This is a genomic window from Bradyrhizobium sp. Kon58 (genome assembly GCF_055807455.1).
Window position 1 is genome coordinate 83,985 of record NZ_JBVVOT010000019.1, and the last position, 23,046, is coordinate 107,030.

The window sequence follows — 23,046 nt, forward strand, 5'->3', positions numbered from 1 at the left end:
TTCATCGGGCTAGAATGGCCAGCCCTTCACGGCGACCACGATCGCTGCGTCGCCAGCGGCCATCAGTAACAGGACGGCAAGACTGGCGATGATCGCGCCGGGCTGGGCAAGCACGCGCAACTCTCCGAGCATGTGTCGGCTCCAAAAGTGCAGCAATGCCGCGATGACCCTCAGGGTTCCTGCAGACATGCCGGGAGTTGACGTGCGAGCGCCGGAACGAAGGCTCCAGATCGCGCGTTCCTGCGACGAATTCGAGGGTTCACGTGCCGCGCTATCATTTTGATCTGGTCGATTCGAAGACCGTTGCAGACGAGGGAGGTGCTGAATTGCCCGACGACATCATGGCGCTGGATGTTGCCGAGGAGATCGCGAAGAGGCTCCTTGCGGAGCGTCCCGAACTCCGGAATCGTCATTTTTCCATCCTGGTCACGAACCAGGAGGGCGAGGAAATCGGGAAGGTACCTCTGGATGTCCTGCACTGAAGTCCTGGCCTGACATGACGTTGAGGATCGGCGTGATCTCGGATACGCACGGCCTTCTCAGGCCGGGGGCCGAACGCTGCCTTGCTGGAGTGTCGCATATCCTCCACGCCGGTGATATCGGCGCGCCGGAGGTTCTGGAGCGGCTTTGCCGAATAGCGCCCGTCACCGCCATCAGGGGAAACGTCGACGTGGGCAGTTGGGCGAGGCGCTATCCCGAAACCGAAACAGTGCACCTCGGCGCTCGCTGCTTCTACCTTCTGCACGATCTCAAGGCGCTCGCCCTCGACCCTGCAGCATCCGGCGTGAACGCGGTGATATCAGGACATTCGCACCGGGTGCAGGTCAACACGATCAACGGAGTGCTTTTCCTGAATCCTGGGAGCGCCGGTCCAAGGCGCTTCAAGCTGCCGATCACGCTGGCAACGCTGGATCTGGATGAGAGCGGCGACCTGCGGCCCACCATCCATGAGCTCGACGCGTGAACGAGGTACGTGCGTGGCAGCTAATGGGTATTCGATTTTTGCCACCGCTCCAGATCAATCGGGGGACGCTTTGGGTCGATCTGCTCCTTCTCGGGATTTCCCTGCCAAGGCTGATCCGTCTGCCGGTGGGTTGGCAAATCAGTCTGCTGTCGCGGATCGTCGACCGGGGTCTCTCTCGGGTCGGTTTCAGGTTCTTTTGCTTTCGGCATGAGTTGTCCTCTTTATGATTTATCGATGCGGCGGCACGCGATCAGCGTACGCCAGCGATGATTGCGGCGACGCGGCGCGAATGCTGATCGACAATGACGAGATCTTTTCCGGCGATCAGATATTGGTCGCCCCAGAAACCGTTCAGCACTTGGGTGACTTCGGGCGGCAGGTCGGCCACTTCGGTCTGGCGCGGCACGGAAGTACCGATCATCATCTCGAAATTCGGGCGATCCATCGTCGGGCTGTGCGCCGATGAGATGATGGCGCGGAGCTGTTCGCGTTGCTGATCGTTGAGGCCTGCCGGCTGCGCGGTCTGTTTCACATCCCGCGCACGGGCGCCGGTCGCATCTTCATTGCCAGCCGGGTTTTCCTTGGCCGCTTTGCTGACGGCTTCGTGTTGCGTTGGAACTCCAGTGCCGACCGTCGTGGCCGCGGCACTTTTATCTGCTCCTGTGGAGGGGCGGCCCAGATAGTCCGTTGTCCCGAACATCTGGGGGACGGCGAACCAGACGATGAAACCTACAAACAGAACCGCGGCCACTACCGATCCCGCCATCATCAGCTTCCGGGTGCCGTCCTTCTCCGTTTGACGCGATAGATCCTTGACCATGAACTGAAAGCCTTCGGTATGAACTGCGGGGTCAACACGGGCAGGAATCGTTCGTTCCTACGGGCATGCATCAGCATCGATCAGGAACGACCGCCGCCGCATCTCATTGCCGTCGCATGAGGTCGCGAGATCGAAACAAGGAGCATGCAATGTCCAAAATGCCCCCCATCCCGCCGGAGCAGCGCAGCGACAAGGGACCCGGATCTGATCCGAGGATCGAGATGGACGAAAAGGTGCCCGGCCGCGAGAACTTCGACACCCAGGGCCGTCACGGCAATATCAAGCAGAACACGACAAACCAAGGCTACCAGCAGGACCGATGAATGCCACACAAGAACTCAGACACTGAACGCTTCGGTGGTCCGGGCTCCTCGCGGCAGGACCGCAAGCACCCCGAAAAGGGAGGTCGCGAGCATGAGCGCCCTGCGGCTGGAGCGCCCACCAACGACCGCAAATCACACGTCTCGGGAGGCGGTGGTGAGCGCGATCAACATCACACGCACAATGATCGTGAGAGGAGCTGAGCAATGGCCAGGACAACTTCGAGCTTGATACTGATCGCCTTCCTGGCGAGCGCGTCGATAGGGGCAGCCTCGGCGCAGAGTGGCGGGGGTGGCGGCGGCGGCGGCGGTTCGGGAGGATCGGGCGGAGCAAGCGCGAGCAGCACGAGCGGTGGCACCGGCGGTGCCACAAGCCCCGGGTCGACCGGGGGTGCCTCGAGCCTTGGGTCTGCAGGGGTTGGGTCTGCAGGCGTTGGGTCTGCCGGTCCTGGGTCTGCAGGCCTCGGGTCTGCTGGAGCTACAAACCAGACAGGCGGTGCATCGCCCAATCTGGGTAATCCAGCCGACGCGGCCGCGGCTTCGCGCGGCACGACGGCTACCGGCACGAACACCGCTGGAACGGCCCAATCAACCGGTGCTGGCCCGCGAGGATCGACCACCGTCGGGCGGGCCGGCAATCCCGCGGGAGGGACTAGCAGCGGACGGATCGACGGAACTGCGACACCCGGTCCGTCGATGCCGGGCGACGCCGAAATACGATCGGAGAACTCTCAGGATTCCCACGTCGATCGGAAGATCAAGAGCATCTGCAAAGGTTGCTAGATCGGTGATCAGGACGTCGGGTTCCCCGGCGTCCAATCGAGGTCGTCCTCGCTTCGAGGTTCGGGGTCGGGCGAGCAGGGCTTGATCTTCAGATCGTCCTCAAGCCTGGGCTTGCCCTCGCTGCTTTCGACCAGACCGGCGTCTTCGGCCTTTTTCAGCGTTTCCTCTTTGGTTGGAAACGTCCGGCTCAGTTTTTCGTCGTCCTTGAACAGGGCATACGCCATATCAGCTCCTCGCGATTTGGATCATCGAAGACTTTGACGGGGGTCGACACACGCGGCCACCGCCGCTCCTTGTCCCTGGGTGAAGCTCTAGCCGACTTCCCTGAGGTTGCTCAGGATCGCCAGGTGGCGCTGAATAATCGGCAGCGACATCTGCGCGACCTGCTGTTCGCCGGGGTTGCCACCGGATCGCAGATACGAACTGTTGAGCGCGAGCAATTCGCGGTGTCCGCGGATCTGTCCCTGCACATACATCCGGTCGAAGGGACCCGATGGTGTGGCCTGAAGGCGCTGAAGCAGGGCGGCATGATCCGGCCGCAGCGGCGCCGATCCCGGCGCTGCTCCGAGCGCGCCCGCGACCTGGACCTGCTCGGCGATCTCCGCATTGGCGAAATTGACGATGTCGGGATTGCCGGTCCGCGTCAGGGCGAGCTGACTCGTCTGCATCGCAAACGCCCCACCCATGAGGTCGGCCGTTCGAAAATCCCGCTGTGGGACTGGTTTGGATTGCGCAGCGTAGGTCGATAGTCCGAGGCCGCCCAATGCAAGTAAAAACGATCTTCTCAGCATGATGGAATCTCCAATGTTGGATTCACAAGACGCTGCGGCCGTTTCGAACGTTCCTATCGTCGCCGTAAGCAGCCGAGCGATGCTCCACCTGACGTCATCGGCATCGTGGCATGCGCCGGCGGATTAACGCAGGTTATTGGCACGGCAAGTGCGCCATGATCATAGGAACGGCAGCACTGAGGACGGTTTGTCCATGATCCAGATGCCGACCGGCGCACGAGTCAATTCATGCAAGACAGCGATTCATCCAGCTTCCCGATTTCCGCGGGCGTCCTTCTCGGGCTTGGTCTGGGCGGATTTTTCGATGGCATCGTGTTTCATCAGCTGCTGCAATGGCATCATATGTTAAGCGGCTGGTACCCGCTCAACTCCATCGACAACGTCAAGCTCAACACGACCTGGGACGGCATCTTTCATAGCGCAGCCTATGTTCTTGTGCTCCTCGGCCTGTATGTGCTGTGGCAACGGGCGCGCAGGTCCGACATTCACTTGTCGGGCAGCCGGTGCCTCGGCGCGGTCCTGCTCGGTTGGGGCATCTTCAATCTGGTTGAAGGCGTGGTGGACCATGAGATCTTCAAGCTGCATCGGGTGAATGAGACGGTCCCCGACGAACAGCGCATCTTCTGGGACATCGGCTTCCTGCTATGGGGTGCGGCCATGTTGGTCATCGGCGCCGCCATGTCACGCGCGGGTACGCAGGGGAGGGGACATGCGGAAAGCAGTCTACAGGCTCGCTAGAGAGACTCCGCCAGCTCTGGTCTATGCCATTTTTATATTGCTGCTGTTGCTGGCGATAGCACCGGCTTTTCGCATCGTGCTGTTTGGTGTGTCGCTGGACGATCTCCTGCAACTACGTTGCTTCAATCCCAACTGATGCGGTTATCAACGCCTCATGTCCGCCCGGAGGTACCATGGTCGAGTTCAGGCTTCCGAAACACTCCCGCGTCGAAAAGGGAAGGGTCTGGCCCAAGCCGGACAGCAAATCGTTGCGAGAATTCCAGGTCTATCGCTGGAATCCCGACGACGGACGCAATCCCCGGCTCGACATCTACTTCGTCGATATGAGCGATTGCGGGCCCATGGTGCTGGATGGTCTGATCTGGATCAAGAACAACATCGACTCCACGCTGACATTCCGGCGGTCCTGCCGCGAAGGCGTGTGCGGCTCCTGCTCAATGAATATCGCCGGCCAGAACACGCTCGCCTGCACCAAGTCCATGAGCGAGGACGTAACTCAAGGCGAGCCGTTGCGCGTGTTGCCCTTGCCGCATCAGCCGGTGGTCAAGGACCTCGTTCCCGACCTGACGAATTTCTACGCACAGCTCGCATTGATCGAGCCTTGGCTGCAAACCGTGTCGCCCACGCCGCAGAAGGAATGGCGGCAGAGCCATGAGGACCGGGCGAAGCTCGACGGGCTCTACGAATGCATCCTCTGTGCCTGCTGCTCGACATCTTGTCCAAGCTACTGGTGGAATTCCGAGCGTTTCCTCGGCCCGGCGGCGCTGATCCAGGCGGCCCGCTGGGTCAATGACAGCCGCGACGAAGCGACGGGCGAGCGCCTCGACAAGCTCGAAGACCCCTTCAGGATTTATCGCTGTCACACCATCCTCAACTGCGCGAAGGCGTGTCCCAAGGGCTTGAATCCGGGCGAAGCCATTTCCGGATTGCGCCTCAAGATGGTCGAACGGAAGTTCTGATCCTCGTGCGCACACTTGTCCGCAGAAAGGAACGATGGCTGCGGCGTTGGCTTATCGACCAAACTGGAGGCGCCTGATGGGCAAGAAACAATTCGCCGCGTTGCCGTTCACGCTGAACAATTCCGAATTGCGCGTGATGCTGATCACGACCAGGCGCAAGGGCAGGTGGAGTGTCCCGAAGGGATCGCCGATGCGCAAGACGGAGCCGCATCGTACGGCTGCGCTCGAGGCTTACGAGGAGGCCGGTCTTGTCGGCGTCACCGCAAAGCGCGCCCTCGGGTCATTCAAGCATCGCAAACGGAAGGGTGATCGCAAGCGGACCATGGACGTCGCCGTCTTTCCCATGAGGGTCCACGGGCAGGAGCGCTGGTGGCCGGAAAAGGGCGAGCGCGAAGCAATCTGGGTCTCGCCGAAGACGGCGGGCCGTCTGGTGCACAAGGCGCAGCTTCGGCGTCTGATCGCCCGCTTCGCCGCGCAGACGGAGAAGACCGCCTCCGCACCACTGAGCGATCGCATGGCTCCAGGAACCCGCGTCTCGTCCAGCTATTCAAGGTAGATGAACCAGCAGCCGACTGGACTCGCATTCGAGGAGCGACCGCCTCAGGAGGTCCTGGCCGCTGCGATCAAGCGGCGCTGCGCCATCCTGTTCGTCGGCGCCGGCGTCTCGATGGCTGTTGGCCTGCCGTCCTGGCAGTCTCTGATCGACCATCTGCTGGATGACCTTGGTCTTGAGCGCAACGCGATCGATGGAATGCACGGTGGCTACCAGATGCTGGCGGAGTACTACCGGCTGAAGCGCGGCGGAATTGGCCCGCTCCGCAGCTGGCTCGACCGCAACTGGCGCGTCGACCCCGACAGGATCGCTGCCTCACGGCTCCACCGGCTGATCGTGGAGCTCGATTTTCCGACCATTTACACTACGAACTACGACCGCAACCTCGAGACGGCCTTCGAGGTCCTGGAAAAGCCCTATGCCAAGATCAGCAACGCAAAGGACATTGCAAGCGCCCGTTCCGGCGTCACGCACATCATCAAATTCCATGGCGATTTCGACGACGATGCCTCGCTCGTCTTGACCGAGACCGACTTCCTCAACCGGCTCGCGTTCGACTCGCCACTCGATATCCGGTTTCGCGCCGATGCTTTGGGAAGCACGTTGCTTTTCATTGGATACAGCATGTCAGATCCCAACATTCGGCTCCTGCTGCACCGCATTTGGCAGAGTTGGGACGAATCCGGGCACCGCCAGGACCGGCCGAGGTCCTTCGCTTTCGTCACGCAGCGCAATCCGGTGCAAGAGGCCGTATTGGCGAACTGGGGCATCACCACCATCGCGCCGCCCGATGGCGTCAGCCCGGATGATGGTGTCAGCCGGTTTTTGCTGGACATCCAGCAGCGTATCGAGCGAGAGACCTAAAGCGGTCCCCGGCGCGCTGAAACGCTGCTAGCCTCGCCGCACCTTGCATATCCCGTCCCCGGGCGCCAGGGATGCGGCATGCTGCATGTCCAAAAAGCCCGCGCGCCAACGTTGCGCCATGGCGGCTTCCGACAGATCGAACGATTTCTCAGGTCCGGCTTCCTCGCGGCCCGGCCGGTAGCTCAGGAGATAGATCCTGTCGTTGCGATCGAGCCCCTGTAGCTCGGCGCGACGCTGGCGGGCTTCGAGGGCGTGGCGAAGACGCTGAAAGGTCTGATTGCCGAAGGTGAGATCGCTCTTGCGCTCAGCCGCGGCCTCGAGGCCGTCAGGGACGCTGCCGTCCCGCGCATAGAGGTCGACGACGTAAAGGCGAAGCGAGGCTGCAGCTTCGAGGACCGGATCGAACGGCGCGTTGAGCGAGAACCCGCCATCGCCGAGCCATCTTCCGGCGACCTGTACCGGAGCGAATTCGGGGAGAAATCCGCAACTGGCCAGGATGTGATCCATTTCGATCCGTTCCGATGACGAGTCGAACAGAATGGCATCGCCGCTTTCGAGGTCTGTAGCGCAGATAGAGATGCGCAGCTCGCCGTTGTTCAGGCGCCCGAAATCGACCAGCCGCTGAAGGCGCTCGCGCGTCGGGCCGAGATCATACAGACCGGTGAACGGGAATGACGTTAGAGGGAGACGGGGATGAAAAAAGCCGGCGTGGCCAAGCAGGCGCGTGTTGATTGAGCTCAGCCAGGCGGACAGATGGCGGCTGGCGCCCTTTGTGGCGGCGGGCGCTGCGGAAGCATGCCAGTAGCTGCGCAAACTCGAGAGGCGGTCGGCGATTGGAGATCCGGCGATCAATGCGGCCGTGATCGCGCCCGCGGACGAGCCGGTGACCCAGTCGATATGCGGCGAGAAAGAAGTGAGGGCCTCGAATGCGCCGCCGTGGTACGCGCCAAGACCGAGACCGCCAGCGAACACGACGGCCGTGAGCGGTTGCTCTGTTGCCATGGGGTCGCTCGGCTTAGCGGCAGGATCGGTCAGAAAGGAGCTCGGTTATCAGCCGCAACCTGGGCCGGTCACCGATATCCCCTATATCGCCGTGCATAGGCATAGCGCGGATTGACGCCGCAATAGGCGTTCGTTCCCGATGCAGTCGCCATACATTGAGCGTAACTGGCGAACTGGCAGTTGCCCGGATAGCCCCAAACGCGGCCCTGAAGGCAGTAGCGGTCTTGTGCGACGGCCGCCGTTGGGGAGCCGATGCCCGCCATGAGCGCGAGTGAGGCCGCAGCCAGGAGCAATCGATGTTTCATGAAAATCTCCAATTTCAACAGTGAACGTCGCTCGTGAAGCGGTGTTCCAAAGCGCAACGGTCACGGCTCCTTTTCTCCGGTTCGGCGCAAATCGTTAACCTGTGTGAAGCCGTTCGATGTCGATCGCGACTAAGGTGACGGATGTCCTCGATCGGAAGTCGTATGCCTGACCAATCCCCCAGCCTTAGAAATTTCACCATCAACTTCGGCCCCCAGCACCCCGCCGCCCATGGCGTGCTGAGGCTCGTGCTCGAACTGGATGGCGAAATCGTCGCACGCGTCGATCCGCATATTGGTCTTTTGCATCGGGGCACCGAAAAGCTGATCGAGGCCAAGACCTATCTTCAGGCGATCCCTTATTTCGACCGGCTCGACTATGTCGCTCCCCTGACGCAGGAGCACGCGTTTTGCCTAGCGATCGAGAAACTGATCGGGCTTGAAGTTCCGCGGCGAGGGCAGCTGATCAGGGTGCTCTATCACGAGATCAGCCGCATCCTGTCTCATCTTCTGAACGTCACGACGCAGGCGATGGACGTCGGGGCCTTGACGCCACCTCTTTGGGGCTTCGAGGAACGCGAGAAGCTCATGGTGTTCTACGAGCGTGCGTCCGGCAGTCGGATGCATGCCAACTATTATCGTCCCGGCGGCGTGCACCAGGACCTTCCACCGAAACTGATCGACGATATCGAGGCCTGGTGCGATCCGTTCCTGCGCGTCGTCGACGACCTGGATCGGCTGCTCTCGCTCAACCGCATCTTCAAGGCACGAAACGTTGATATAGGCCGGGTGACACTCGATCAGGCATGGGCGTGGGGCTTCTCCGGCGTGATGGTGCGGGGATCGGGCGCGGCCTGGGACTTGCGAAAGGCACAGCCCTACGACTGCTATGCCGAGATGGACTTCGACATTCCCGTCGGACGAAACGGCGACTGCTACGACCGCTATCTCATTCGCATGGAAGAGATGCGGCAATCGGTGCGCATCATGAAGCAGTGCATCGAGAAGCTGAAGTCTGCCGACGGGCAGGGCCCGGTGCTCGTGCAGGACAACAAGGTCGCGCCGCCGCGACGTGGCGAGATGAAGCGTTCCATGGAGGCGCTGATTCACCACTTCAAGCTATACACCGAGGGCTTCCACGTTCCCGCCGGCGAGGTCTATGTCGCCGTGGAGGCTCCGAAGGGAGAGTTCGGTGTGTTCCTCATCTCGGACGGGACGAACCGTCCCTACAAGTGCAAGATCAGGTCGCCGGGCTTCGCCCACCTGCAAGCGATGGACTTTCTATGCAAAGGGCATTTGCTGGCAGACGTTTCGGCGATCCTCGGGTCGCTGGATATTGTCTTCGGCGAGGTCGATCGCTGACAGGAAAACCGCATTGGAGGATCAGGATGGATATCAGGGAAAGCTCCGCGATGACCGAAGCGTCGGGCCTTGTGGACGATCAGATCACCGCGCAGAACGGCTCGCACGCGCCGCACGGCGATACAAGAACAGGACTTGATACGCCTTCCCAAGCGCCCTCGGCGCAATTGGCCGACGAACTGCGGAATATAACCAGAGCAGCGCCGCTGCAAGCGGTCTTTGCGGCGTTTCTGTTGGGCGTTCTGGTGGCCCGGCGTCGCTAGACGTCGGCCAGGGCCGCCCCTTTCATCGGACGACCCCGGCCGTTGCACGAGAATCAGGCCAGCGCGTTCGTCACCGGCGGCTCGTTCATTTGCTCGACCTGTGCGCCGCTATCGGGCCGGGCCGGTCCAAGCACAGGCTCCTCGCCCAAAGGCTCGAACCCGGCGCGGAAGCTGAACGACCCCTGGCCGTCGAGCGAAGGGCCTTCGCAGTAGCGCCCCGGCTGCAGCGGCGCCGCGTTGCGTTCGGTGCCCATGAACATGTAACTGAACTCGGTCGCCTCCTTGCTGCGGTCGAAGCTGTTCGGAATCGGCAGGGCGGCGTCCGCGCCCATCTCCTCGATCACCGCGAGCCATTGCTGTTGATGCATGGTATCGCGCGCAATCAGATAGCTCAGCATGTCCTGCATGCCGGGATCGCTCGTGGAGTTGAAGAGACGCACGGCGAGGGTCCGGCCGGTGGATTCGGCCGCGACGTTGCAATACATGTCGGCGGCCAGATTTCCGCTGGCATAGACATGCGAACAATCGAAGGGGACGCCGTCGCAATTGGCAGGGAAGGCAGCCATGCCGGTCGAGAGCAGATGCCGGTGCAGCATGCCCTCGATCACATGCCGCGGCCGTTCGCCGCCGTTCATCACCGCGCCGACGACCGGGTTGGCTTGCAGGCTGGTCTCCTGCATCGTTGCCGGCGCATTCTCCAGGTTCAATGCGACCGCGGTCGCGAGCATCTCGATGTGGCTGATCTCTTCGGTCGCGGTATTGAGCAGGACGTCGCGATATTTGGCCGGCCCCCGCGCGCCCCAGGCCTGGAAGAAATATTGAAGGCAGACGCGGATCTCGCCTTCGACGCCGCCGATGGCTTGCTGCAGTTGGCGGGCGAAGATCGGATCGGGCTTCTCGACCCTGACCGGATATTGCAGTCGTTTGTCGAAGTAGTACATGCGCAGCTCCTTTTATGTTCACGCTATTGCGCAATGAGTGCTGCCGGGTTGCGTTCCTATGAAGTTTCTAGCGACTGCTTTGAAAACCTTTAAATTGCGACGTGAACGCGATGCGGCCCCGGCGAGGAGAGGATCTCGCCGGAGCCGCTCTCATGCGCGCAACAGCAAGGAGCGCGCTTTAAGAAAATTGCGAACCGCGAGCCGTTAGCGGCGCGGCATGGTGCCGTTGGACGGTGGGGTCGTCTCGTTGCGCATGCCGGAAGGACTGGAGGCACCTTGTCCGCCCCGTTCGACATGGGTGATGCCGCCGCCACCGGAGCCGCCGGCTCCGCCTGAGCCGGCTCCCGCACCGCCAGCGCCAGCTCCAGCACCGCCGCCTGCGCCGCCGGCACCAGCGCCCGCGCCAGCGCCGCCACCAGCGCCACCGCCGGCGCCGCCTGCGCCACCCCCAGCGCCGCCGCCAGCACCTTGCGCGAACGCTGCGCCGACTGAAGCGCCTGCAAGCATCGTGGCCATGAAGATCGTCAGGATCGTCTTACGCATCTTTCTTCTCCTTGAGGTTTCGATGTCGGACCAATCATGTGAAGCATTGACCGTTCCTAGCCGTGCAGCCTGATCAAGCTCTGTCATCGACGACTCCGCGTCGGTATTGCGAAGGCACGGCAACTTCGTCGAATCGTTGGGCGAGAGCATCGAGAGCCACGCGCATATGCGGCCCCTGCATGGCCGCGCCGTGCCCGGTGACGACGATCTCCGGAGCGAGCGCGGCAAGTGCGCGCACCGATCTCTCGGCGCTTTCCCAATCGGGGGTGAAATACATCGGGGGCCCGTGCATCTCCGGCGTTTGCGTCACCGCCGCGTAAACGGATTCCTGGCGCGTCGTGATGAAGGCGTCGCCGGCGATCAGCACGCGATCGCGTTCGCGCCAGAGCGAGATATGCCCGGGGGTATGGCCAGGCGTATGGATCCACTGCCATTCCGGCATGAAGGGCACACTGTGATCAAAGGGCAGATCATAGAGGCGCGATGCGACGTTCACCGGCTTTGTCGGAAATAGCGGAGAGAGCCGAGCGAGCAGCCCGCCACCGACGCTGGGATCGGCCGACGGATAGGATTGGCTTCCATCAAGATAGGGATGCTCGGCCGCATGGGCATAAACCGGCACCTCCCATTCACTCGCCAGCGTTTCGAGCGCACCGACGTGATCGAAATGCCCATGCGTCATGATGATGCAGGCGGGCCGGCCGTTTCCTCCAAATCTAGCTTTCGCGGCGGAGCGGATGGCGCCAGCCGATCCGGGAATGCCGGCGTCCACCAGCACCCAATTGCCGTCACCGGCGTTCTCGAAACCGACGAAGATGACGTTGACGATCGCAAGCTGACGATAGGCGACGTCAGCGACGATCTGTCGCGTATTGTCATTGCGGTCGAGGTCGGATTGCGGGTGCTCCGCGTCGGCGGAAGAGGGAAGCGATATCTGCGTCATGTTCATTCGGGTCCGGTTGGTCAGCTCACTAGCGCTCGATCGTGCCCATGCGCCGGATCTTCTTCTGAAGCAGCATCACGCCGTACAGCAGCGCTTCCGCGGTCGGCGGGCAGCCGGGCACGTAGATGTCGACAGGCACGACGCGATCGCAGCCGCGCACGACCGAATACGAATAGTGGTAGTAACCACCGCCGTTGGCGCACGACCCCATCGAGATTACGTAGCGCGGCTCGGGCATCTGGTCGTAAATCTTGCGAAACGCCGGCGCCATCTTGTTGGTGAGCGTGCCGGCGACGATGATCACGTCGGATTGGCGTGGCGATGCGCGCGGGGCGAAGCCGAAGCGTTCGGCGTCATAGCGCGGCATCGACATCTGCATCATCTCGACCGCGCAGCAGGCGAGCCCGAACGTCATCCACATCAACGATCCGGTTCGGGCCCAGGTGATCAGCTCCTCCGCGGTCGCCGTGAAGAAGCCCTTGTCTGCAAGATCGTCGCGGATGCTCGTGAAGAACGGATCGGACGTGTTGTCCGGCCGTCCCTCGCCCGGCCGGCCAAATCCGGGCCTGCCAAGCGAAGGGCCTGGGTTGCTGGCGTGCGGAGAACTGTTTGTCATTCTTTTCCCTGAGCGCTGCGGCCGTTTGCCGATGCGACCACACGTTGCCGAGAACAGTCATTCGCATGCAGCGTTCCTGCGGCTTTAGGGCGATTTGTGTTCTGTTATCGCAGGTTAGCCTCGGGTCCGGCGGCCGGAACCCAGCGTTCGCGTCACTCATCATCCCTAGGAACGATCCACCGAAACTGCGGTTGGCGGCAACATGGCCCGTGAAATGGAGAACATGAGATGACGAACGCAGCCCGCGATACATTCGTGGTTGGATTACGCAATGCGCATGCGATGGAAGTGCAAGCGCGAGAGTTGATGGAACGTCAGTCGGAACGACTGGACGAATATCCCGAGGTCAAAGCCAAGGTCGCCGCCCACCTTCAGGAGACCAACGAGCAGCTGAAGCGGCTGGAGAGATGCCTGGAAGCCTGCGGGGAGAGTACCTCCAGCCTCAAGGATACGACGCAATCCATGATGGCGAACATGCAAGCCATGGCACACTCGGTTGCCGGCGACGAGATCCTGAAGAACACGTTCGCCAACAATGCCTTCGAGAATTTCGAGATCGCGGCCTACAAGTCTCTGCTCGCCCTCTGTGGCGCCGCTGGGTTCGCGGAGGCCAAGGAGCCGCTCGAGACATCGCTGAAGGAGGAGCAGCGCATGGCCGCCTGGATCGACTCAAACGTCGAGAAGGTGACAATGGAATATCTGGCGCATCAGCGCCAGGCAGCCTGATCGTACGTCACGCCACCACGGCGAGACCGGCGGCTTCGGCCGCTGGGTCCGCCTGCCTTCTCAAACCATCTCTCCGCGTTTTGGTGTCATGGCGCACATCATTTTCAGCGACTACCGCAGTCCTGCTGCCGAACAGGCCTATGAGATCGCATGGGACTTTCTCGCCCGCAGCGGGGCGATCCACGATGAGTTCGACGCGTGCGTATTTCTGGCCCAGCGCATCACCATGATGGTCGAGGAAGGCCGGGAAAACCGGATCCGGATGGCCAATCGCGCGATCTCCGAATACCAGTACCATCTCGAGAACTTCTGCAAGCCGGCCCGTGGCGCGGCTGCTTCGCGGGCCTGAGAGCTCACGCGGGTTCGTGGGCTCTTTCTGCCGTTTACTGCCGATCGGCGATCGTCAGCTGTCCGCGCGCCCCGGTACGTCCGCCCCTGCGCGGTGCAACAGCCGGAACGAGTGCCGGCGCTTCCCCGGCCATCCGCATGGCGAAATAGGCGATCGTCGCCCGAAGGCCATCCTTGAGCGCCACGCGCGGCCGCCACCCCAGCGCCTTCACGGCCTTGTCGATGACGGGCTTGCGGCGCTTCGGATCGTCTTTCGGCAGCTCCTCGAACCGGAGCGGGGAGGCTGATTCCGTATACGCCAGCACGTCGCGCGCGATCGCCTCGATGGTAACCTCGTGCGGATTACCCAAGTTGCAGGGTCCGGTGACCGACGATGGACTCTCCATGAGCAGCTGGAGGCCGCGCACGAGATCGTCGACGAAGCAGAAGCTCCTGGTCTGCGTGCCACCTCCATAGATCGTGATCGGCTCTCCGCGCAAGGCCTGCACGATGAAGTTGGAGACCACGCGCCCGTCGTTCTCCAGCATCCGGGGTCCGTAGGTGTTGAAGATGCGCGCGACCTTGATTTCGACGCCGTACATCCGATGGTAATCGAACATCAGCGTTTCCGCGGCCCGCTTGCCCTCGTCGTAGCAGGCCCGCGGCCCGATCGGATTGACGTTGCCGAGATAGGTTTCCGGCTGGGGATGGACCTCCGGATCGCCGTAGACCTCGCTGGTCGATGCCTGCAGCACCCGGGCGCCTTTCCGCTGCGCGAGCTCCAACATGTTGATGGTGCCGAGCACGCACGTCTTCATCGTGCCGACCGGATCTTTCTGATAATGACGGGGCGACGCCGGGCAGGCGAGGCTGTAGATCCGGTCGATCTCGCCCTCGATCTCGACGGGATCGCGCACGTCGTGTTCGATGAAGCGAAAATTCGGGTGATTGAGCAGCGGCCGGATGTTGTCGGTCGTTCCCGTAAACAGGTTGTCGAGGCAGATCACGGTGTGGCCGCGCTGCAAAAGCGCGTCGCAAAGGTGGGATCCGATGAAGCCGGCGCCGCCGGCCACCAGAACGGTGGGGGAGCGGCGGGACGCGTTGATGCGGGTCTGAACTGTCATTGTGCTGCCTTTCAGATTTGAGCGACCTGCATGGGACGCGAGGCGGGAAGTTGCGGGGCTTTCCAGCGGCGACGTACCGATGCCTCGGCGTAGTAGGTCTCCACTTGCCGGGCGCGATGGTCGGAGGTGTGGTCGGCCAGAACGCGGCGCCGCGCGTTTTCCGCGATCGTGCGCCTTTGCTCCTCGGGCATGTCGCGCAGGATCTCCACGACGTCGCGAGGGCTCGATGCGAGCAGGATTTCCCGGGAAGGCTCGAAGACGGTCTCGATTCCAGGCCACCGGTCCGAGATGACGGGCGTGCCGCACGCGGCCGCTTCGAACAGCCGAACGCTGGGCGAGAAGCCGAGCGCGCGCATGTCGGCGCGGGTGGCGTTCAGCGTAAAGCGTTGCCCTGCGTAAAAGTCCGGATGATGTTTGGGTGTAAGGTGCTCGATCCGGGCGACATTGGCGGGCCAGACCACCTCATCAGGATATTGCGCCCCGGCGACGACGAATTGCTCGCGTGACAGAGTGCGAGCAGGGGCGAGCAGCAACTGCTCCAGAACCGGTTGCCGGTCCTCGCTGTAGGTTCCGAGATAGCCCAGTGCCCATTTCTTCTCCGCGTGTTGCGGCGCGTAGATGTCGGTGTCGGCACTGCAATACAGCACCCGAGCCAGCGGACTGCCATAGTTCTCCTCGATCATGCCGGGCACCGGGCCGCCGGCAAAGGACAAATAAAGGTCGAAGCGCGGGATCATCGCCGCGGAAAGGTAGTCCAGGCCCTGTTCGAGCTTGGCAAGCGTGACCGGTGTGTCGATGTCGTAGAAGGCGGTAATCCCCCGGGCATGGGTCGTGATCCATTCGGAGATCGCGATGCCGTCGGGCACGTAGGAGCCGATGACCACCAGATCGGCATCGCGGATCATTTTTCCGAAACGCTGCGGGATGTCCTTCAAGGATTGGTAAAGCTCGACAGTCCAAGCGGAAGGTTTGGCAAGATCACGATGCTCGCGATACCACGGGACGTCGCGTTCCAGAAACGTGACCTGGTGACCTCGTCGTGCCAGGGCTTCGATCAGGGCGCGATAGGTCGTGGCATGGCCATTGCCCCAGGACGAAGTAACCGAAAGACCGACGACGACGATGGTGAGCTTCATTCTGCTGCCTCGATTCGCGAACTGCTTGCGGCAAAGAGATCGTTGAACTGGCGCGCGCGCTGCCGGTAGGTGTGATGGCTCAGAATGCGCGCACGAGCGCGCGCTGCGATCGCCTGAGCTCGGTTGGGGCGCAGTGCGGCAAGATGCTCCGCGACCTCCGCCCCGCTCGCGGCCACCAGCACCTCGCGATCTGGCTCGAGAAAATGATCGATGCCGTCCCACTCGTCGGTGATCAGGCAGGCGCCAGCACCAATGGCTTCGAACACGCGTGTTGGCGGCGAGAAGCCGTAGCGCGCCATGCTGTCGCGATTGACGTTCAGCGTAGCCAGACCGGAGCCGAAAAACGCGTTGTGGTCGCCGGTCCCGACATGCCCGACCTTGTGCAGATTGGCTGGCGTGTCTTTGGAGTCCCACCCCGATCCACCGAGCACGAACGTCTTGTCAGGCAGTTGGCGTGCGACGTCGAGAAAGAACCGCTCGACGCGCTGCTCGCGATCAGGGAGGCGGTTTGCCAGTAAGCTCAGATCGCACGTGAAGCGCGCATTGGGCGGCGCCGGAAAGTGCGTGGCGGGGTCGAGCGCATTGTAGACCGGCACGCAGTCTCGCGCGCCGATGCCGCGATAAGCGGATACGACAGCATCGCCGCCGCCATAGGTCAAAACCATGTCGTAGGACCGGATCGCATGGCGCAGATGATGGTCTGGATTGTCCGCCACCGACTCCAGCGTCGCGGGGGCGTCGACGTCCCAGTAGATGCGCATTGCATTCGATGGAATTTCGGCGACCGCGTTCTCCAGCTCCTGATCGAAGACGCCGACGCCGCTGGCCTTGACCAGCATGTCGGCCGAGCGGGCGGCTTCCTCAAGCGAGCTTCGCCAGCCGTCGGGCGTTGCGGCGTAGACCACGACCTTCGCCCAGTCCGGATCGTCGATGTCGCGATGAGCCTGGCGCTCGAAGGCATCGGGCTCGAAGAATGTGACGTCGTGGCCGAGGGCCGCAATCTCCTTCAGCATGCCGCGGTAATAGGTGGCGGCACCGTTCCAGTAGGATGAGACGAGGCTGGATCCGAAGAAGCAGATCTTCATGCGGAGGCTCCGATGTATCGCAGGGGCTGTGTGGAGTGGCCTGTGGCCCGGAGCTCCTGCGCGATGCCGACAAGCTGCTCCGCCCGATGACGGCAGGTGTGACGCTCCTTGATCGTGCGGAGCCCGGTCTCCACCGTGGCGGACCATAACTCTCGGTCATCGAGCAGCGCACGAAGCGCCCGCTTCATTTCGGTGCCGTCGGAAGCGCTGAGATAGGCACCTTCCGGGAACAGGCCTTCCGCATCTGACCAGGGGGCCGAGACCAGCGGAATGCCGCACGCCATCGCTTCGAAGACGCGAATGGTCGGAATGCCCGGGAGCAAGCGGACATAGGGGCCGCGGGGAACGTGAACAGTCGCGCGTGCGCCGGCGAAAGCAATGGGAGCCCAGTGTGCGGGCAGCCAGCCGCCATATCGAATGCCTGCCGCCTGAATGGTCGCAAGCGCCGCGTCCGAATAGCGGACGCCATAGACCCCCGCGCGCAGCTTCAGCTCGGCCACGGGTTCGACCAGAAATTCGTTGAGCTCGGCACTGCGTTCGCCGTCGCCCCAATTGCCGATCCAGACAACATCGTCGGTGCGCTCGATATGCGACAGCGGATGATACAGGGCGATGTCGGCCGCCTCGTGCCAGGTGAAGGCCCGGTCGGCCCAGCCGAGCTTCAGATAGATTTGGCGAAGCACCTCGCCGAAGGCGAGCACACCGTCGAATCCGTCGAGGTCGAACTGCGCAAGTTCGTCCGGTGCGCTGACGGCGCGATGATGGGTATCGTGGAACAGCAGCGTGAACGGAGCGCCGTGAGCCCGTCTCGATCCGATGTCCGCGATCAGATCAGGCGAATTCCATTCGTGGACGACGACGAGATCGGCGCCGTGCAAGGCTTCATCGAGATCAAGGGAAGCGTCGTAACGGCGGATGCCGATTCCGGGAAACAGCGCTGGAATATCCTCCATCGTCTGACTGCCGCCCTCTTTGATCGCATTCAATCGGCTCCAGCCGTCGATTGGCTCGAACACGACAACCTCGTGACCGAGCGCGTGAAGTTCGCGGGCGTAGCCACGCAGGAAATGGGCATTGCCATTGTTCCAGCAGGAGGTGAACGCGTGGTAGAACAGAACGCATTTCATGCGCGTACCTCCATGGGGGCGGGCGCGTGATGGACCGCAAGCAGCTCCTCGTAGAGGCTGAGATAGGCGCTCGTGGTTCGGCCCAGCGAGTAGGTCAGGGAATGCTCAAAGGCGGCACGTTGCAGCCGTACCCGCTCGCCGTCGTCGGTGCACAGACCTGCGAGTGCTTGATGCAGCGCCTTGCTGTCGGTGGGATCGACGAACAGCGCGGCCCCGCTCCACAATTCCCTGAAAGTGGGAATGTCGGATAGGACGAGAGCGCATCCCGCCGCCGCGGCTTCCAGAACGGAGAGGCCGAACGGCTCATAGAGCGCGGGGCTGGCGAAGATGGCAGCGTGCTGCAAGTGCGCGCGCATGGCTTCGTGAGACAACTGCCCGAGCCAGGTGACGGAAGCCGAAGGGCACTCGTCCGCCGGCCCGGCGACCTGAATGGGCCAGTCCAGCCCAGGTGCCGCGGCCGCCAGGACCTCGATGTTCTTGGCGCGGTCCCAGAGCCGGCCCGCCGCAAAGATCACGTCTTGCTTCCGCCCCGCGAGGCCCTGAGGGCCAATTCCATTCCAGATCACGATGCCGCGCGAGCGAGGCCGATAGATTTCCGCAATGTCATCGTGGAAGGACTGGCTGGGACAAACCCAGGCCTGTGCCGTGTCGAGTGCGGCCGTCACCCGTTCGGTGTAGCCGCGCCATTTCGGTTCACCGAGCCAGTTCGTATCGTGGCAAGCGAGCCCCCAGGAATTGACGCAGGAATGCGCGACGACCACCACCGGAGCGCGCCAGGCGAAGGTCGCCTCGCGAAAACTATTGAGGTGAACGACGTCGGGCCCGATACTGGCTTCGAGCTTCGCAAGGACGCGCCTGGCCTGGGACAGATCTTGTCCTTCCGGGTCCTGCCATTCGAGTGCAAGGTCCGTTTCGATCAGGCGGACCCGCGAGCCACGGAGCATCGCAAGCTGGCCGGCCCGCGCGCGCGGACCCATCGTCACCAAGGTGACGTCGGCGCCCTTCGCAGCAAGGGAGGAAGCGAGAGATGACGAATAGGTCCAGACGCCTCCGACGGTGTCAGTCGTTATCAGGATCGTGAGCTGCGAGCTGCGGCTCATGACGCCACCTGCAGTTCGAGAGCCTCGAGCGGGACCGGGCGATCGTTCTGCACATCGCTGAACTGGTCGAACATCGCGAGATAGTGCCGGTGTGCGCGCTCCCAAGCGGAATCATCGGGCTCGCCCCACAGCTTTCGATAATCCGGCGAGCCGGGATAGGGATACAGCGGGACCGGATCGTTGGCCCAGATGCCGGCATCCTGCATGGTGCGGCGCCAGCGCTGCACGATGGGGTCGTCGTCCTCGGGGACTTCGATCAAATTGGCTTGCACGAAGGGGACGTGACGGCGCGCTTCGACCAGCCGTTCGGCAAGCTGGTCGGTCGTCATCTTGCAGTTCTTGGCGAGCGCGGCGCGGCCCTCGACCGTGAGGCTTTCGATGCCGGCTTCGATCGAGACGCAGCCGGCGCGGCCGAGCAGCGCGAGCATATCCGGCTTCCAAAGGTCGATGCGGGTCTGCACTCCGAACTTCAGCCCGCGTGTGGTCAGCCCTTCCAACAGTTCCGCGTTCGGAAGGAAAATCTCGTCGATGAAATAGACGTATTCGATGCCCTGATGACGCAGGCCGTCGATCTCTTCGAGAACGATGGAGGCAGGCCGCTTGCGGTAAGCGTTGCGGAAGTTCTCCTTGGCGCAGAACGTGCAGTTGTACGGACACCCCCTGGACGCCTCGACCTCGGCGCCCGGCGCCAGCGGCTCGGCTTCGAAGCGGTGATGGTGATGGTGGTGCCGGAGGATCATCTCCTCCGGCCAATCGAGCGGCGGCTGATCCTTGAATGAGACCGCCTGCGGGCCGCCATTGACACGAAGCGATGCGCCATCGACGAAGCACAGGCCCGGAAAGTCCCGCTCACCATTGGCAAGACGCAACAAGGAAGCCTCGCACTCGCCCATCACGACGATGTCGGTGCCGAGCTTTCGAAGCGCCGCTTTTGGCACGGTCGAGCCATGGGGGCCCACCGCGATGAGGATCGGAGCCAAGTCGCGCACTGCCCTCGCAAGCTCCTGCGGAACGCGGAGCTCGGGAGGGGCACAGCGCCAGAACAGATAGGTCGGTGCCGTCGTGATGACGATCTGGTCGGGGCCGAACGCGCGCAGCTCGGCTTCGATATCGGCGAGGGAAAGATCGAACATGTGGGCGTCGAGCAGCAGCGTCTTGTGCCCGGCCGCCTTCAAATAATGCTCAGAGATCCCGAGTTCGAGCGGAAGGTGAGGGGATCGGCAGCCGAAATAGATGCTGCCGCCAAAATCCCAGTTTGGGTTGATGAGGGCAACACGCGTCATGCCAGCGCCTCGCGATTGCCTTGTGACGATCCGAACCGGCCGTCCAGCCAGGTGTGCAGGGATCGGAGACCGTCTGCGAACGAAACCTGAGGGGCCCAGCCGAGCGCGTTGGAGAGTGCGCGCGTGTCGGTGACGTACCAGGGCTGATCCCCGGGCCTCCAATCGGCAAAGCGATAGGCCACCTTGCGGCCGGTCAGATCGGTGATGCGGTCGACCAATTCCAGCAGACTGATTGCGTTGGCCGGACCGCCGCCGAGATTGAAGACGCGTCCACGGGCCAGTGCGATGCCATCGAGCACGGCGAGCCAGGCCGAGGCCGCGTCGGAGACGTGAAGCGCATCGCGGACCTGATGGCCGTCGCCATAGATCGTCAGCTCTTTGCTGCGGATGGCGCTCAGCAGGAAATGCGCGATCCAGCCCTGATCCTCCGTGCCGAATTGACGGGGCCCATAGATGCAGCTCATGCGCATCACCACGGTCTGGAGGCCGTAGACCCGCGCATAATCATGGACGTATTGATCCGCCGTTCCCTTGGAGCATCCATAGGGGCTGTAGAAGTCGAGCGGCGCATTTTCCGAGATGCCAGCGCCGAGCAGGCCGGTTTTCGGCGTGTAGCGGCGGCCGGTGAGCGCGATGTCGCCATCGTCGATCAGGCGTCCGTAGACCTTGTTGGTCGAGGCGAACACGATCGGCGCGGCGTTGTTGTGGAGGCGCACGGCTTCGAGTACGTTCAATGTGCCCCGCGCGTTGATCTCGAAATCGGTGGCCGGATCGCTCACGCTATCAGTGACGGCGACCTGGGCGGCCAAGTGCAGCACGGCGCGGGCTTCGCGTACGGCGTCGATCACCGGGATCGGCTCGCGAATGTCGGCCACGGTGATTGTGACCCGGTCGCCATGCCGGGACTTCAGCCATTGCGCGTTCTCTCGCACGCCGGCGCGGGCGAGATTGTCCAGGATCAGTACCGGCTCGCCGCGCTCCGCGAGCCGGTCGGCGAGGTTGCAGCCGATAAACCCGCAGCCGCCGGTGATCAGGACGGGTCTGTTGTCTCGTTCACTCATCACGCGACCAATCCTCGTTGCTGCAGCTCCTTGGTGGCTCGCTCGGCCTGATCGTCAGCGATCTGGTCGGCGAGATATTCCGCCAGCTCTTCGAGCCCATCCTTGAATGCGACGCGAGGCTCGAAGCCGAGCACGTCGCGGGATTTTCCCATGTCGGCGAAGCAGTGCCGGATATCTCCGGCGCGATATTTCCGCGTCAGCTCGGGGGCAATGTCGCGGCGCCCCATGACTTCGGCCAGATCCTCCGCGACCGACAGAATGGTGCGACTCTGGCCGGAGCCGACGTTGAAGACGTCCTGCGCGTGCTCCGCCTCCAGCGCCATCCGGCAGGCGCGGGCGACGTCATGGACATGGACGAAATCGCGGCGTTGCCGGCCGTCCTCGAAGACGAGGGGAGGGCGGCCGTTGAGCAGCCGGGCGGCAAAGATGGCCAGCACGCCGGTGTACGGATTGGACAGGGCCTGACGCGGTCCGAACGCATTGAAGAAGCGTAGCGCCACCGTCGGGATGCCATAAGCCTTGCCCGTGATCAGGCACATGCGCTCCTGCGCATATTTGTTGAGCGCGTAGATCGAGCTCAGCGAAGGCTGCTTTGTCTCCGGCGTGGGAACGGGATCGAGCGGGTTGCCGGCTGCATCGTGCAGCTCCCAATCGCCGCGGCGAAGCTGCTCGACCGCGCGCTCCTCGCAGGCGACCACACTTTGATCGGCGCTCCGGTAAAGGCCCTCGCCGTAAATGCTCATGGACGAGGCCACCACGAGCCGCGCGACCGGGCGCTTGGATAGTGCCTGCAACAGCACGGCGGTACCGAGCTCGTTGGTTCTGACATAGGGTTCGATGTCGTACATGCTCTGGCCGACGCCGACTGCTGATGCGAGATGCAGCACCATGTCGGTGCCGCGCAACGCATGATCGACCGCGAGGGCGTCGGTGACGTCACCGACGATGAGCTCCGCGTCTTTGGCAAGGTAAGCGGGGCGCTGGCGGTTGCCTCCGTGGACTTGCGGCGAGAGATTGTCGAGCAGGCGGACTTCATAGCCGGCCGCCAGCAGCGCGTCGGCTGTATGCGACCCGATGAATCCCGCACCTCCAGTGATCAATACTCGCGTCATTCACCGCTCCGTGCCGCCGTGAGATCGATCCTGCGGGATCAATCCGTGATGAGAATGAAAGCGCGCTGCTGTTCTGGTCGGGCGACCGGCGCGCCAGTCACATTTGGGAGTAGAAGCGATGCAAGGAATGTTCGTTCCTGCGAAACCTACAAACGAATATTTCTCTAACCTGGATCAATAACCCAGGTGAATCTGCCGGGT

Annotated in this window: 31 protein-coding genes; 12 read left to right on the forward strand and 19 right to left on the reverse strand. The window is 62.7% G+C overall.

Features of this window, described 5'->3' with window-relative positions:
- Positions 1–9: 9 nt before the first annotated feature.
- A complete protein-coding gene (locus AC0L20_RS26775; RefSeq protein ID WP_473293724.1) occupies positions 10–132 on the reverse strand; it encodes a hypothetical protein in 123 nt (40 codons plus the stop codon).
- Positions 133–263: 131 nt separating this feature from the next.
- Here AC0L20_RS26775 and AC0L20_RS26780 point away from each other — a divergent pair, with 131 nt between their 5' ends.
- Positions 264–482, forward strand: a complete 219-nt coding sequence (locus AC0L20_RS26780) for a DUF6894 family protein (protein WP_247289215.1) — start codon at positions 264–266, stop codon at positions 480–482.
- A gap of 14 nt (positions 483–496) precedes the next feature.
- Positions 497–964 carry a metallophosphoesterase family protein gene (locus AC0L20_RS26785; protein ID WP_473293725.1) on the forward strand — a complete coding sequence of 156 codons (468 nt, stop codon included), beginning with the start codon at positions 497–499 and terminating at the stop codon, positions 962–964.
- Positions 965–984: 20 nt separating this feature from the next.
- Here the strand turns inward: AC0L20_RS26785 and AC0L20_RS26790 are convergent, their stop codons facing one another.
- Both AC0L20_RS26790 and AC0L20_RS26795 read right to left on the reverse strand, forming a co-directional pair.
- Positions 985–1,173, reverse strand: a complete 189-nt coding sequence (locus tag AC0L20_RS26790) for a hypothetical protein (RefSeq protein WP_473293726.1) — start codon at positions 1,171–1,173, stop codon at positions 985–987.
- Between the two features lie 41 nt (positions 1,174–1,214).
- Positions 1,215–1,784 carry a DUF1236 domain-containing protein gene (locus tag AC0L20_RS26795; protein WP_473293727.1) on the reverse strand — a complete coding sequence of 190 codons (570 nt, stop codon included), beginning with the start codon at positions 1,782–1,784 and terminating at the stop codon, positions 1,215–1,217.
- A gap of 149 nt (positions 1,785–1,933) precedes the next feature.
- On the opposite strand from AC0L20_RS26795, the gene AC0L20_RS26800 reads away from it, so the two are divergent.
- Complete coding sequence (locus AC0L20_RS26800; RefSeq protein ID WP_473293728.1) at positions 1,934–2,107, forward strand: hypothetical protein; 174 nt, start codon at positions 1,934–1,936, stop codon at positions 2,105–2,107.
- Between the two features lie 788 nt (positions 2,108–2,895).
- Here the strand turns inward: AC0L20_RS26800 and AC0L20_RS26805 are convergent.
- Positions 2,896–3,111: a hypothetical protein gene (locus AC0L20_RS26805; protein WP_249806685.1), complete on the reverse strand. Its 216-nt coding sequence runs from the start codon at positions 3,109–3,111 to the stop codon at positions 2,896–2,898.
- An 87-nt stretch (positions 3,112–3,198) separates the two neighbouring features.
- The gene (locus AC0L20_RS26810) at positions 3,199–3,678 is read right to left on the reverse strand and encodes a DUF4142 domain-containing protein (protein WP_473293729.1); all 480 of its coding nucleotides are present in this window, start codon (positions 3,676–3,678) and stop codon (positions 3,199–3,201) included.
- Between the two features lie 228 nt (positions 3,679–3,906).
- On the opposite strand from AC0L20_RS26810, the gene AC0L20_RS26815 reads away from it, so the two are divergent.
- The 5 genes from AC0L20_RS26815 to AC0L20_RS26835 all read left to right on the forward strand — a co-directional run bounded on the left by AC0L20_RS26815 (position 3,907) and on the right by AC0L20_RS26835 (position 6,792).
- A complete protein-coding gene (locus AC0L20_RS26815) occupies positions 3,907–4,416 on the forward strand; it encodes a DUF2243 domain-containing protein (protein WP_473293730.1) in 510 nt (169 codons plus the stop codon).
- Entirely contained in the window at positions 4,388–4,552 is a 165-nt protein-coding gene (locus AC0L20_RS26820; RefSeq protein WP_473293731.1) for a hypothetical protein, read from the forward strand. The genes AC0L20_RS26815 and AC0L20_RS26820 overlap by 29 nt, the downstream gene beginning before the upstream one ends.
- Positions 4,553–4,589: 37 nt before the next feature.
- Positions 4,590–5,375 carry a succinate dehydrogenase iron-sulfur subunit gene (locus AC0L20_RS26825; RefSeq protein WP_473293732.1) on the forward strand — a complete coding sequence of 262 codons (786 nt, stop codon included), beginning with the start codon at positions 4,590–4,592 and terminating at the stop codon, positions 5,373–5,375.
- 76 nt (positions 5,376–5,451) lie between these two features.
- Entirely contained in the window at positions 5,452–5,931 is a 480-nt protein-coding gene (locus AC0L20_RS26830; protein WP_473293733.1) for an NUDIX hydrolase, read from the forward strand.
- Positions 5,932–6,792 carry an SIR2 family NAD-dependent protein deacylase gene (locus AC0L20_RS26835; RefSeq protein ID WP_473293734.1) on the forward strand — a complete coding sequence of 287 codons (861 nt, stop codon included), beginning with the start codon at positions 5,932–5,934 and terminating at the stop codon, positions 6,790–6,792.
- Between the two features lie 27 nt (positions 6,793–6,819).
- On the opposite strand, the gene AC0L20_RS26840 is transcribed toward AC0L20_RS26835, so the two are convergent.
- A complete protein-coding gene (locus AC0L20_RS26840) occupies positions 6,820–7,794 on the reverse strand; it encodes a patatin-like phospholipase family protein (protein ID WP_473293735.1) in 975 nt (324 codons plus the stop codon).
- 68 nt (positions 7,795–7,862) lie between these two features.
- Positions 7,863–8,099 (reverse strand): DUF3551 domain-containing protein, encoded by a 237-nt coding sequence (locus AC0L20_RS26845; RefSeq protein WP_473293736.1) that lies wholly within the window; start codon positions 8,097–8,099, stop codon positions 7,863–7,865.
- 162 nt (positions 8,100–8,261) lie between these two features.
- Between AC0L20_RS26845 and AC0L20_RS26850 the strand changes: the two genes are divergently transcribed.
- Both AC0L20_RS26850 and AC0L20_RS26855 read left to right on the forward strand, forming a co-directional pair.
- On the forward strand, positions 8,262–9,458 hold the full coding sequence (locus AC0L20_RS26850; RefSeq protein ID WP_473293737.1) for an NADH-quinone oxidoreductase subunit D: 1,197 nt from the start codon (positions 8,262–8,264) through the stop codon (positions 9,456–9,458).
- A 26-nt stretch (positions 9,459–9,484) separates the two neighbouring features.
- Complete coding sequence (locus tag AC0L20_RS26855) at positions 9,485–9,721, forward strand: hypothetical protein (RefSeq protein WP_473293739.1); 237 nt, start codon at positions 9,485–9,487, stop codon at positions 9,719–9,721.
- Positions 9,722–9,774: 53 nt separating this feature from the next.
- Here AC0L20_RS26855 and AC0L20_RS26860 read toward each other — a convergent pair whose 3' ends face one another.
- The 4 genes from AC0L20_RS26860 to AC0L20_RS26875 form a co-directional block, all read right to left on the reverse strand.
- The gene (locus AC0L20_RS26860; protein ID WP_027566451.1) at positions 9,775–10,662 is read right to left on the reverse strand and encodes a manganese catalase family protein; all 888 of its coding nucleotides are present in this window, start codon (positions 10,660–10,662) and stop codon (positions 9,775–9,777) included.
- 204 nt (positions 10,663–10,866) lie between these two features.
- A complete protein-coding gene (locus tag AC0L20_RS26865; protein ID WP_473293740.1) occupies positions 10,867–11,205 on the reverse strand; it encodes a hypothetical protein in 339 nt (112 codons plus the stop codon).
- 73 nt (positions 11,206–11,278) lie between these two features.
- Positions 11,279–12,148 carry an MBL fold metallo-hydrolase gene (locus AC0L20_RS26870; RefSeq protein ID WP_473293741.1) on the reverse strand — a complete coding sequence of 290 codons (870 nt, stop codon included), beginning with the start codon at positions 12,146–12,148 and terminating at the stop codon, positions 11,279–11,281.
- Positions 12,149–12,176: 28 nt separating this feature from the next.
- Complete coding sequence (locus AC0L20_RS26875) at positions 12,177–12,764, reverse strand: NuoB/complex I 20 kDa subunit family protein (protein WP_473293742.1); 588 nt, start codon at positions 12,762–12,764, stop codon at positions 12,177–12,179.
- A gap of 228 nt (positions 12,765–12,992) precedes the next feature.
- Between AC0L20_RS26875 and AC0L20_RS26880 the strand changes: the two genes are divergently transcribed.
- The gene (locus AC0L20_RS26880; RefSeq protein WP_026234016.1) at positions 12,993–13,490 is read left to right on the forward strand and encodes a ferritin-like domain-containing protein; all 498 of its coding nucleotides are present in this window, start codon (positions 12,993–12,995) and stop codon (positions 13,488–13,490) included.
- Between the two features lie 88 nt (positions 13,491–13,578).
- Positions 13,579–13,839: a hypothetical protein gene (locus AC0L20_RS26885; RefSeq protein ID WP_473293743.1), complete on the forward strand. Its 261-nt coding sequence runs from the start codon at positions 13,579–13,581 to the stop codon at positions 13,837–13,839.
- A gap of 34 nt (positions 13,840–13,873) precedes the next feature.
- On the opposite strand, the gene AC0L20_RS26890 is transcribed toward AC0L20_RS26885, so the two are convergent.
- Genes AC0L20_RS26890 through AC0L20_RS26925 form a run of 8 tightly spaced genes read right to left on the reverse strand, consistent with a single transcriptional unit; the run spans position 13,874 to position 22,845 of the window.
- On the reverse strand, positions 13,874–14,941 hold the full coding sequence (locus AC0L20_RS26890; RefSeq protein WP_473293744.1) for a UDP-glucuronic acid decarboxylase family protein: 1,068 nt from the start codon (positions 14,939–14,941) through the stop codon (positions 13,874–13,876).
- A gap of 11 nt (positions 14,942–14,952) precedes the next feature.
- A complete protein-coding gene (locus AC0L20_RS26895) occupies positions 14,953–16,077 on the reverse strand; it encodes a CgeB family protein (protein ID WP_473293745.1) in 1,125 nt (374 codons plus the stop codon).
- Entirely contained in the window at positions 16,074–17,162 is a 1,089-nt protein-coding gene (locus AC0L20_RS26900; RefSeq protein ID WP_473293746.1) for a CgeB family protein, read from the reverse strand. The genes AC0L20_RS26895 and AC0L20_RS26900 overlap by 4 nt, the downstream gene beginning before the upstream one ends.
- Positions 17,159–18,289, reverse strand: coding sequence for a CgeB family protein (locus AC0L20_RS26905; RefSeq protein WP_473293747.1), 1,131 nt, complete (start codon positions 18,287–18,289; stop codon positions 17,159–17,161). The genes AC0L20_RS26900 and AC0L20_RS26905 overlap by 4 nt, the downstream gene beginning before the upstream one ends.
- The gene (locus tag AC0L20_RS26910; RefSeq protein WP_473293748.1) at positions 18,286–19,389 is read right to left on the reverse strand and encodes a glycosyltransferase family 4 protein; all 1,104 of its coding nucleotides are present in this window, start codon (positions 19,387–19,389) and stop codon (positions 18,286–18,288) included. Before AC0L20_RS26910 ends, AC0L20_RS26905 begins: the two co-directional genes overlap by 4 nt.
- Positions 19,386–20,672 carry a TIGR04295 family B12-binding domain-containing radical SAM protein gene (locus AC0L20_RS26915; protein WP_473293749.1) on the reverse strand — a complete coding sequence of 429 codons (1,287 nt, stop codon included), beginning with the start codon at positions 20,670–20,672 and terminating at the stop codon, positions 19,386–19,388. Before AC0L20_RS26915 ends, AC0L20_RS26910 begins: the two co-directional genes overlap by 4 nt.
- The gene (locus AC0L20_RS26920; RefSeq protein ID WP_473293750.1) at positions 20,669–21,733 is read right to left on the reverse strand and encodes a GDP-mannose 4,6-dehydratase; all 1,065 of its coding nucleotides are present in this window, start codon (positions 21,731–21,733) and stop codon (positions 20,669–20,671) included. The genes AC0L20_RS26915 and AC0L20_RS26920 overlap by 4 nt, the downstream gene beginning before the upstream one ends.
- Positions 21,733–22,845, reverse strand: coding sequence for an NAD-dependent epimerase/dehydratase family protein (locus tag AC0L20_RS26925; protein ID WP_473293751.1), 1,113 nt, complete (start codon positions 22,843–22,845; stop codon positions 21,733–21,735). Before AC0L20_RS26925 ends, AC0L20_RS26920 begins: the two co-directional genes overlap by 1 nt.
- Between the last annotated feature and the right edge of the window lie 201 nt (positions 22,846–23,046).

Coding starts and splice junctions, on each gene's coding strand:
- AC0L20_RS26790 (WP_473293726.1), bottom strand. CDS start 1,173: ATGCCGAAAGCAAAAGAACCTGAAACCGACCCGAGAGAGACCCCGGTC.
- AC0L20_RS26855 (WP_473293739.1), top strand. CDS start 9,485: ATGGATATCAGGGAAAGCTCCGCGATGACCGAAGCGTCGGGCCTTGTG.
- AC0L20_RS26815 (WP_473293730.1), top strand. CDS start 3,907: ATGCAAGACAGCGATTCATCCAGCTTCCCGATTTCCGCGGGCGTCCTT.
- AC0L20_RS26865 (WP_473293740.1), bottom strand. CDS start 11,205: ATGCGTAAGACGATCCTGACGATCTTCATGGCCACGATGCTTGCAGGC.
- AC0L20_RS26840 (WP_473293735.1), bottom strand. CDS start 7,794: ATGGCAACAGAGCAACCGCTCACGGCCGTCGTGTTCGCTGGCGGTCTC.
- AC0L20_RS26825 (WP_473293732.1), top strand. CDS start 4,590: ATGGTCGAGTTCAGGCTTCCGAAACACTCCCGCGTCGAAAAGGGAAGG.
- AC0L20_RS26880 (WP_026234016.1), top strand. CDS start 12,993: ATGACGAACGCAGCCCGCGATACATTCGTGGTTGGATTACGCAATGCG.
- AC0L20_RS26860 (WP_027566451.1), bottom strand. CDS start 10,662: ATGTACTACTTCGACAAACGACTGCAATATCCGGTCAGGGTCGAGAAG.
- AC0L20_RS26835 (WP_473293734.1), top strand. CDS start 5,932: ATGAACCAGCAGCCGACTGGACTCGCATTCGAGGAGCGACCGCCTCAG.
- AC0L20_RS26845 (WP_473293736.1), bottom strand. CDS start 8,099: ATGAAACATCGATTGCTCCTGGCTGCGGCCTCACTCGCGCTCATGGCG.
- AC0L20_RS26925 (WP_473293751.1), bottom strand. CDS start 22,845: ATGACGCGAGTATTGATCACTGGAGGTGCGGGATTCATCGGGTCGCAT.
- AC0L20_RS26775 (WP_473293724.1), bottom strand. CDS start 132: ATGCTCGGAGAGTTGCGCGTGCTTGCCCAGCCCGGCGCGATCATCGCC.
- AC0L20_RS26850 (WP_473293737.1), top strand. CDS start 8,262: ATGCCTGACCAATCCCCCAGCCTTAGAAATTTCACCATCAACTTCGGC.
- AC0L20_RS26795 (WP_473293727.1), bottom strand. CDS start 1,784: ATGGTCAAGGATCTATCGCGTCAAACGGAGAAGGACGGCACCCGGAAG.
- AC0L20_RS26800 (WP_473293728.1), top strand. CDS start 1,934: ATGTCCAAAATGCCCCCCATCCCGCCGGAGCAGCGCAGCGACAAGGGA.
- AC0L20_RS26810 (WP_473293729.1), bottom strand. CDS start 3,678: ATGCTGAGAAGATCGTTTTTACTTGCATTGGGCGGCCTCGGACTATCG.
- AC0L20_RS26885 (WP_473293743.1), top strand. CDS start 13,579: ATGGCGCACATCATTTTCAGCGACTACCGCAGTCCTGCTGCCGAACAG.
- AC0L20_RS26870 (WP_473293741.1), bottom strand. CDS start 12,148: ATGACGCAGATATCGCTTCCCTCTTCCGCCGACGCGGAGCACCCGCAA.
- AC0L20_RS26785 (WP_473293725.1), top strand. CDS start 497: ATGACGTTGAGGATCGGCGTGATCTCGGATACGCACGGCCTTCTCAGG.
- AC0L20_RS26900 (WP_473293746.1), bottom strand. CDS start 17,162: ATGAAGATCTGCTTCTTCGGATCCAGCCTCGTCTCATCCTACTGGAAC.
- AC0L20_RS26895 (WP_473293745.1), bottom strand. CDS start 16,077: ATGAAGCTCACCATCGTCGTCGTCGGTCTTTCGGTTACTTCGTCCTGG.
- AC0L20_RS26910 (WP_473293748.1), bottom strand. CDS start 19,389: ATGAGCCGCAGCTCGCAGCTCACGATCCTGATAACGACTGACACCGTC.
- AC0L20_RS26915 (WP_473293749.1), bottom strand. CDS start 20,672: ATGACGCGTGTTGCCCTCATCAACCCAAACTGGGATTTTGGCGGCAGC.
- AC0L20_RS26890 (WP_473293744.1), bottom strand. CDS start 14,941: ATGACAGTTCAGACCCGCATCAACGCGTCCCGCCGCTCCCCCACCGTT.
- AC0L20_RS26905 (WP_473293747.1), bottom strand. CDS start 18,289: ATGAAATGCGTTCTGTTCTACCACGCGTTCACCTCCTGCTGGAACAAT.
- AC0L20_RS26875 (WP_473293742.1), bottom strand. CDS start 12,764: ATGACAAACAGTTCTCCGCACGCCAGCAACCCAGGCCCTTCGCTTGGC.
- AC0L20_RS26920 (WP_473293750.1), bottom strand. CDS start 21,733: ATGAGTGAACGAGACAACAGACCCGTCCTGATCACCGGCGGCTGCGGG.
- AC0L20_RS26805 (WP_249806685.1), bottom strand. CDS start 3,111: ATGGCGTATGCCCTGTTCAAGGACGACGAAAAACTGAGCCGGACGTTT.
- AC0L20_RS26830 (WP_473293733.1), top strand. CDS start 5,452: ATGGGCAAGAAACAATTCGCCGCGTTGCCGTTCACGCTGAACAATTCC.
- AC0L20_RS26820 (WP_473293731.1), top strand. CDS start 4,388: ATGCGGAAAGCAGTCTACAGGCTCGCTAGAGAGACTCCGCCAGCTCTG.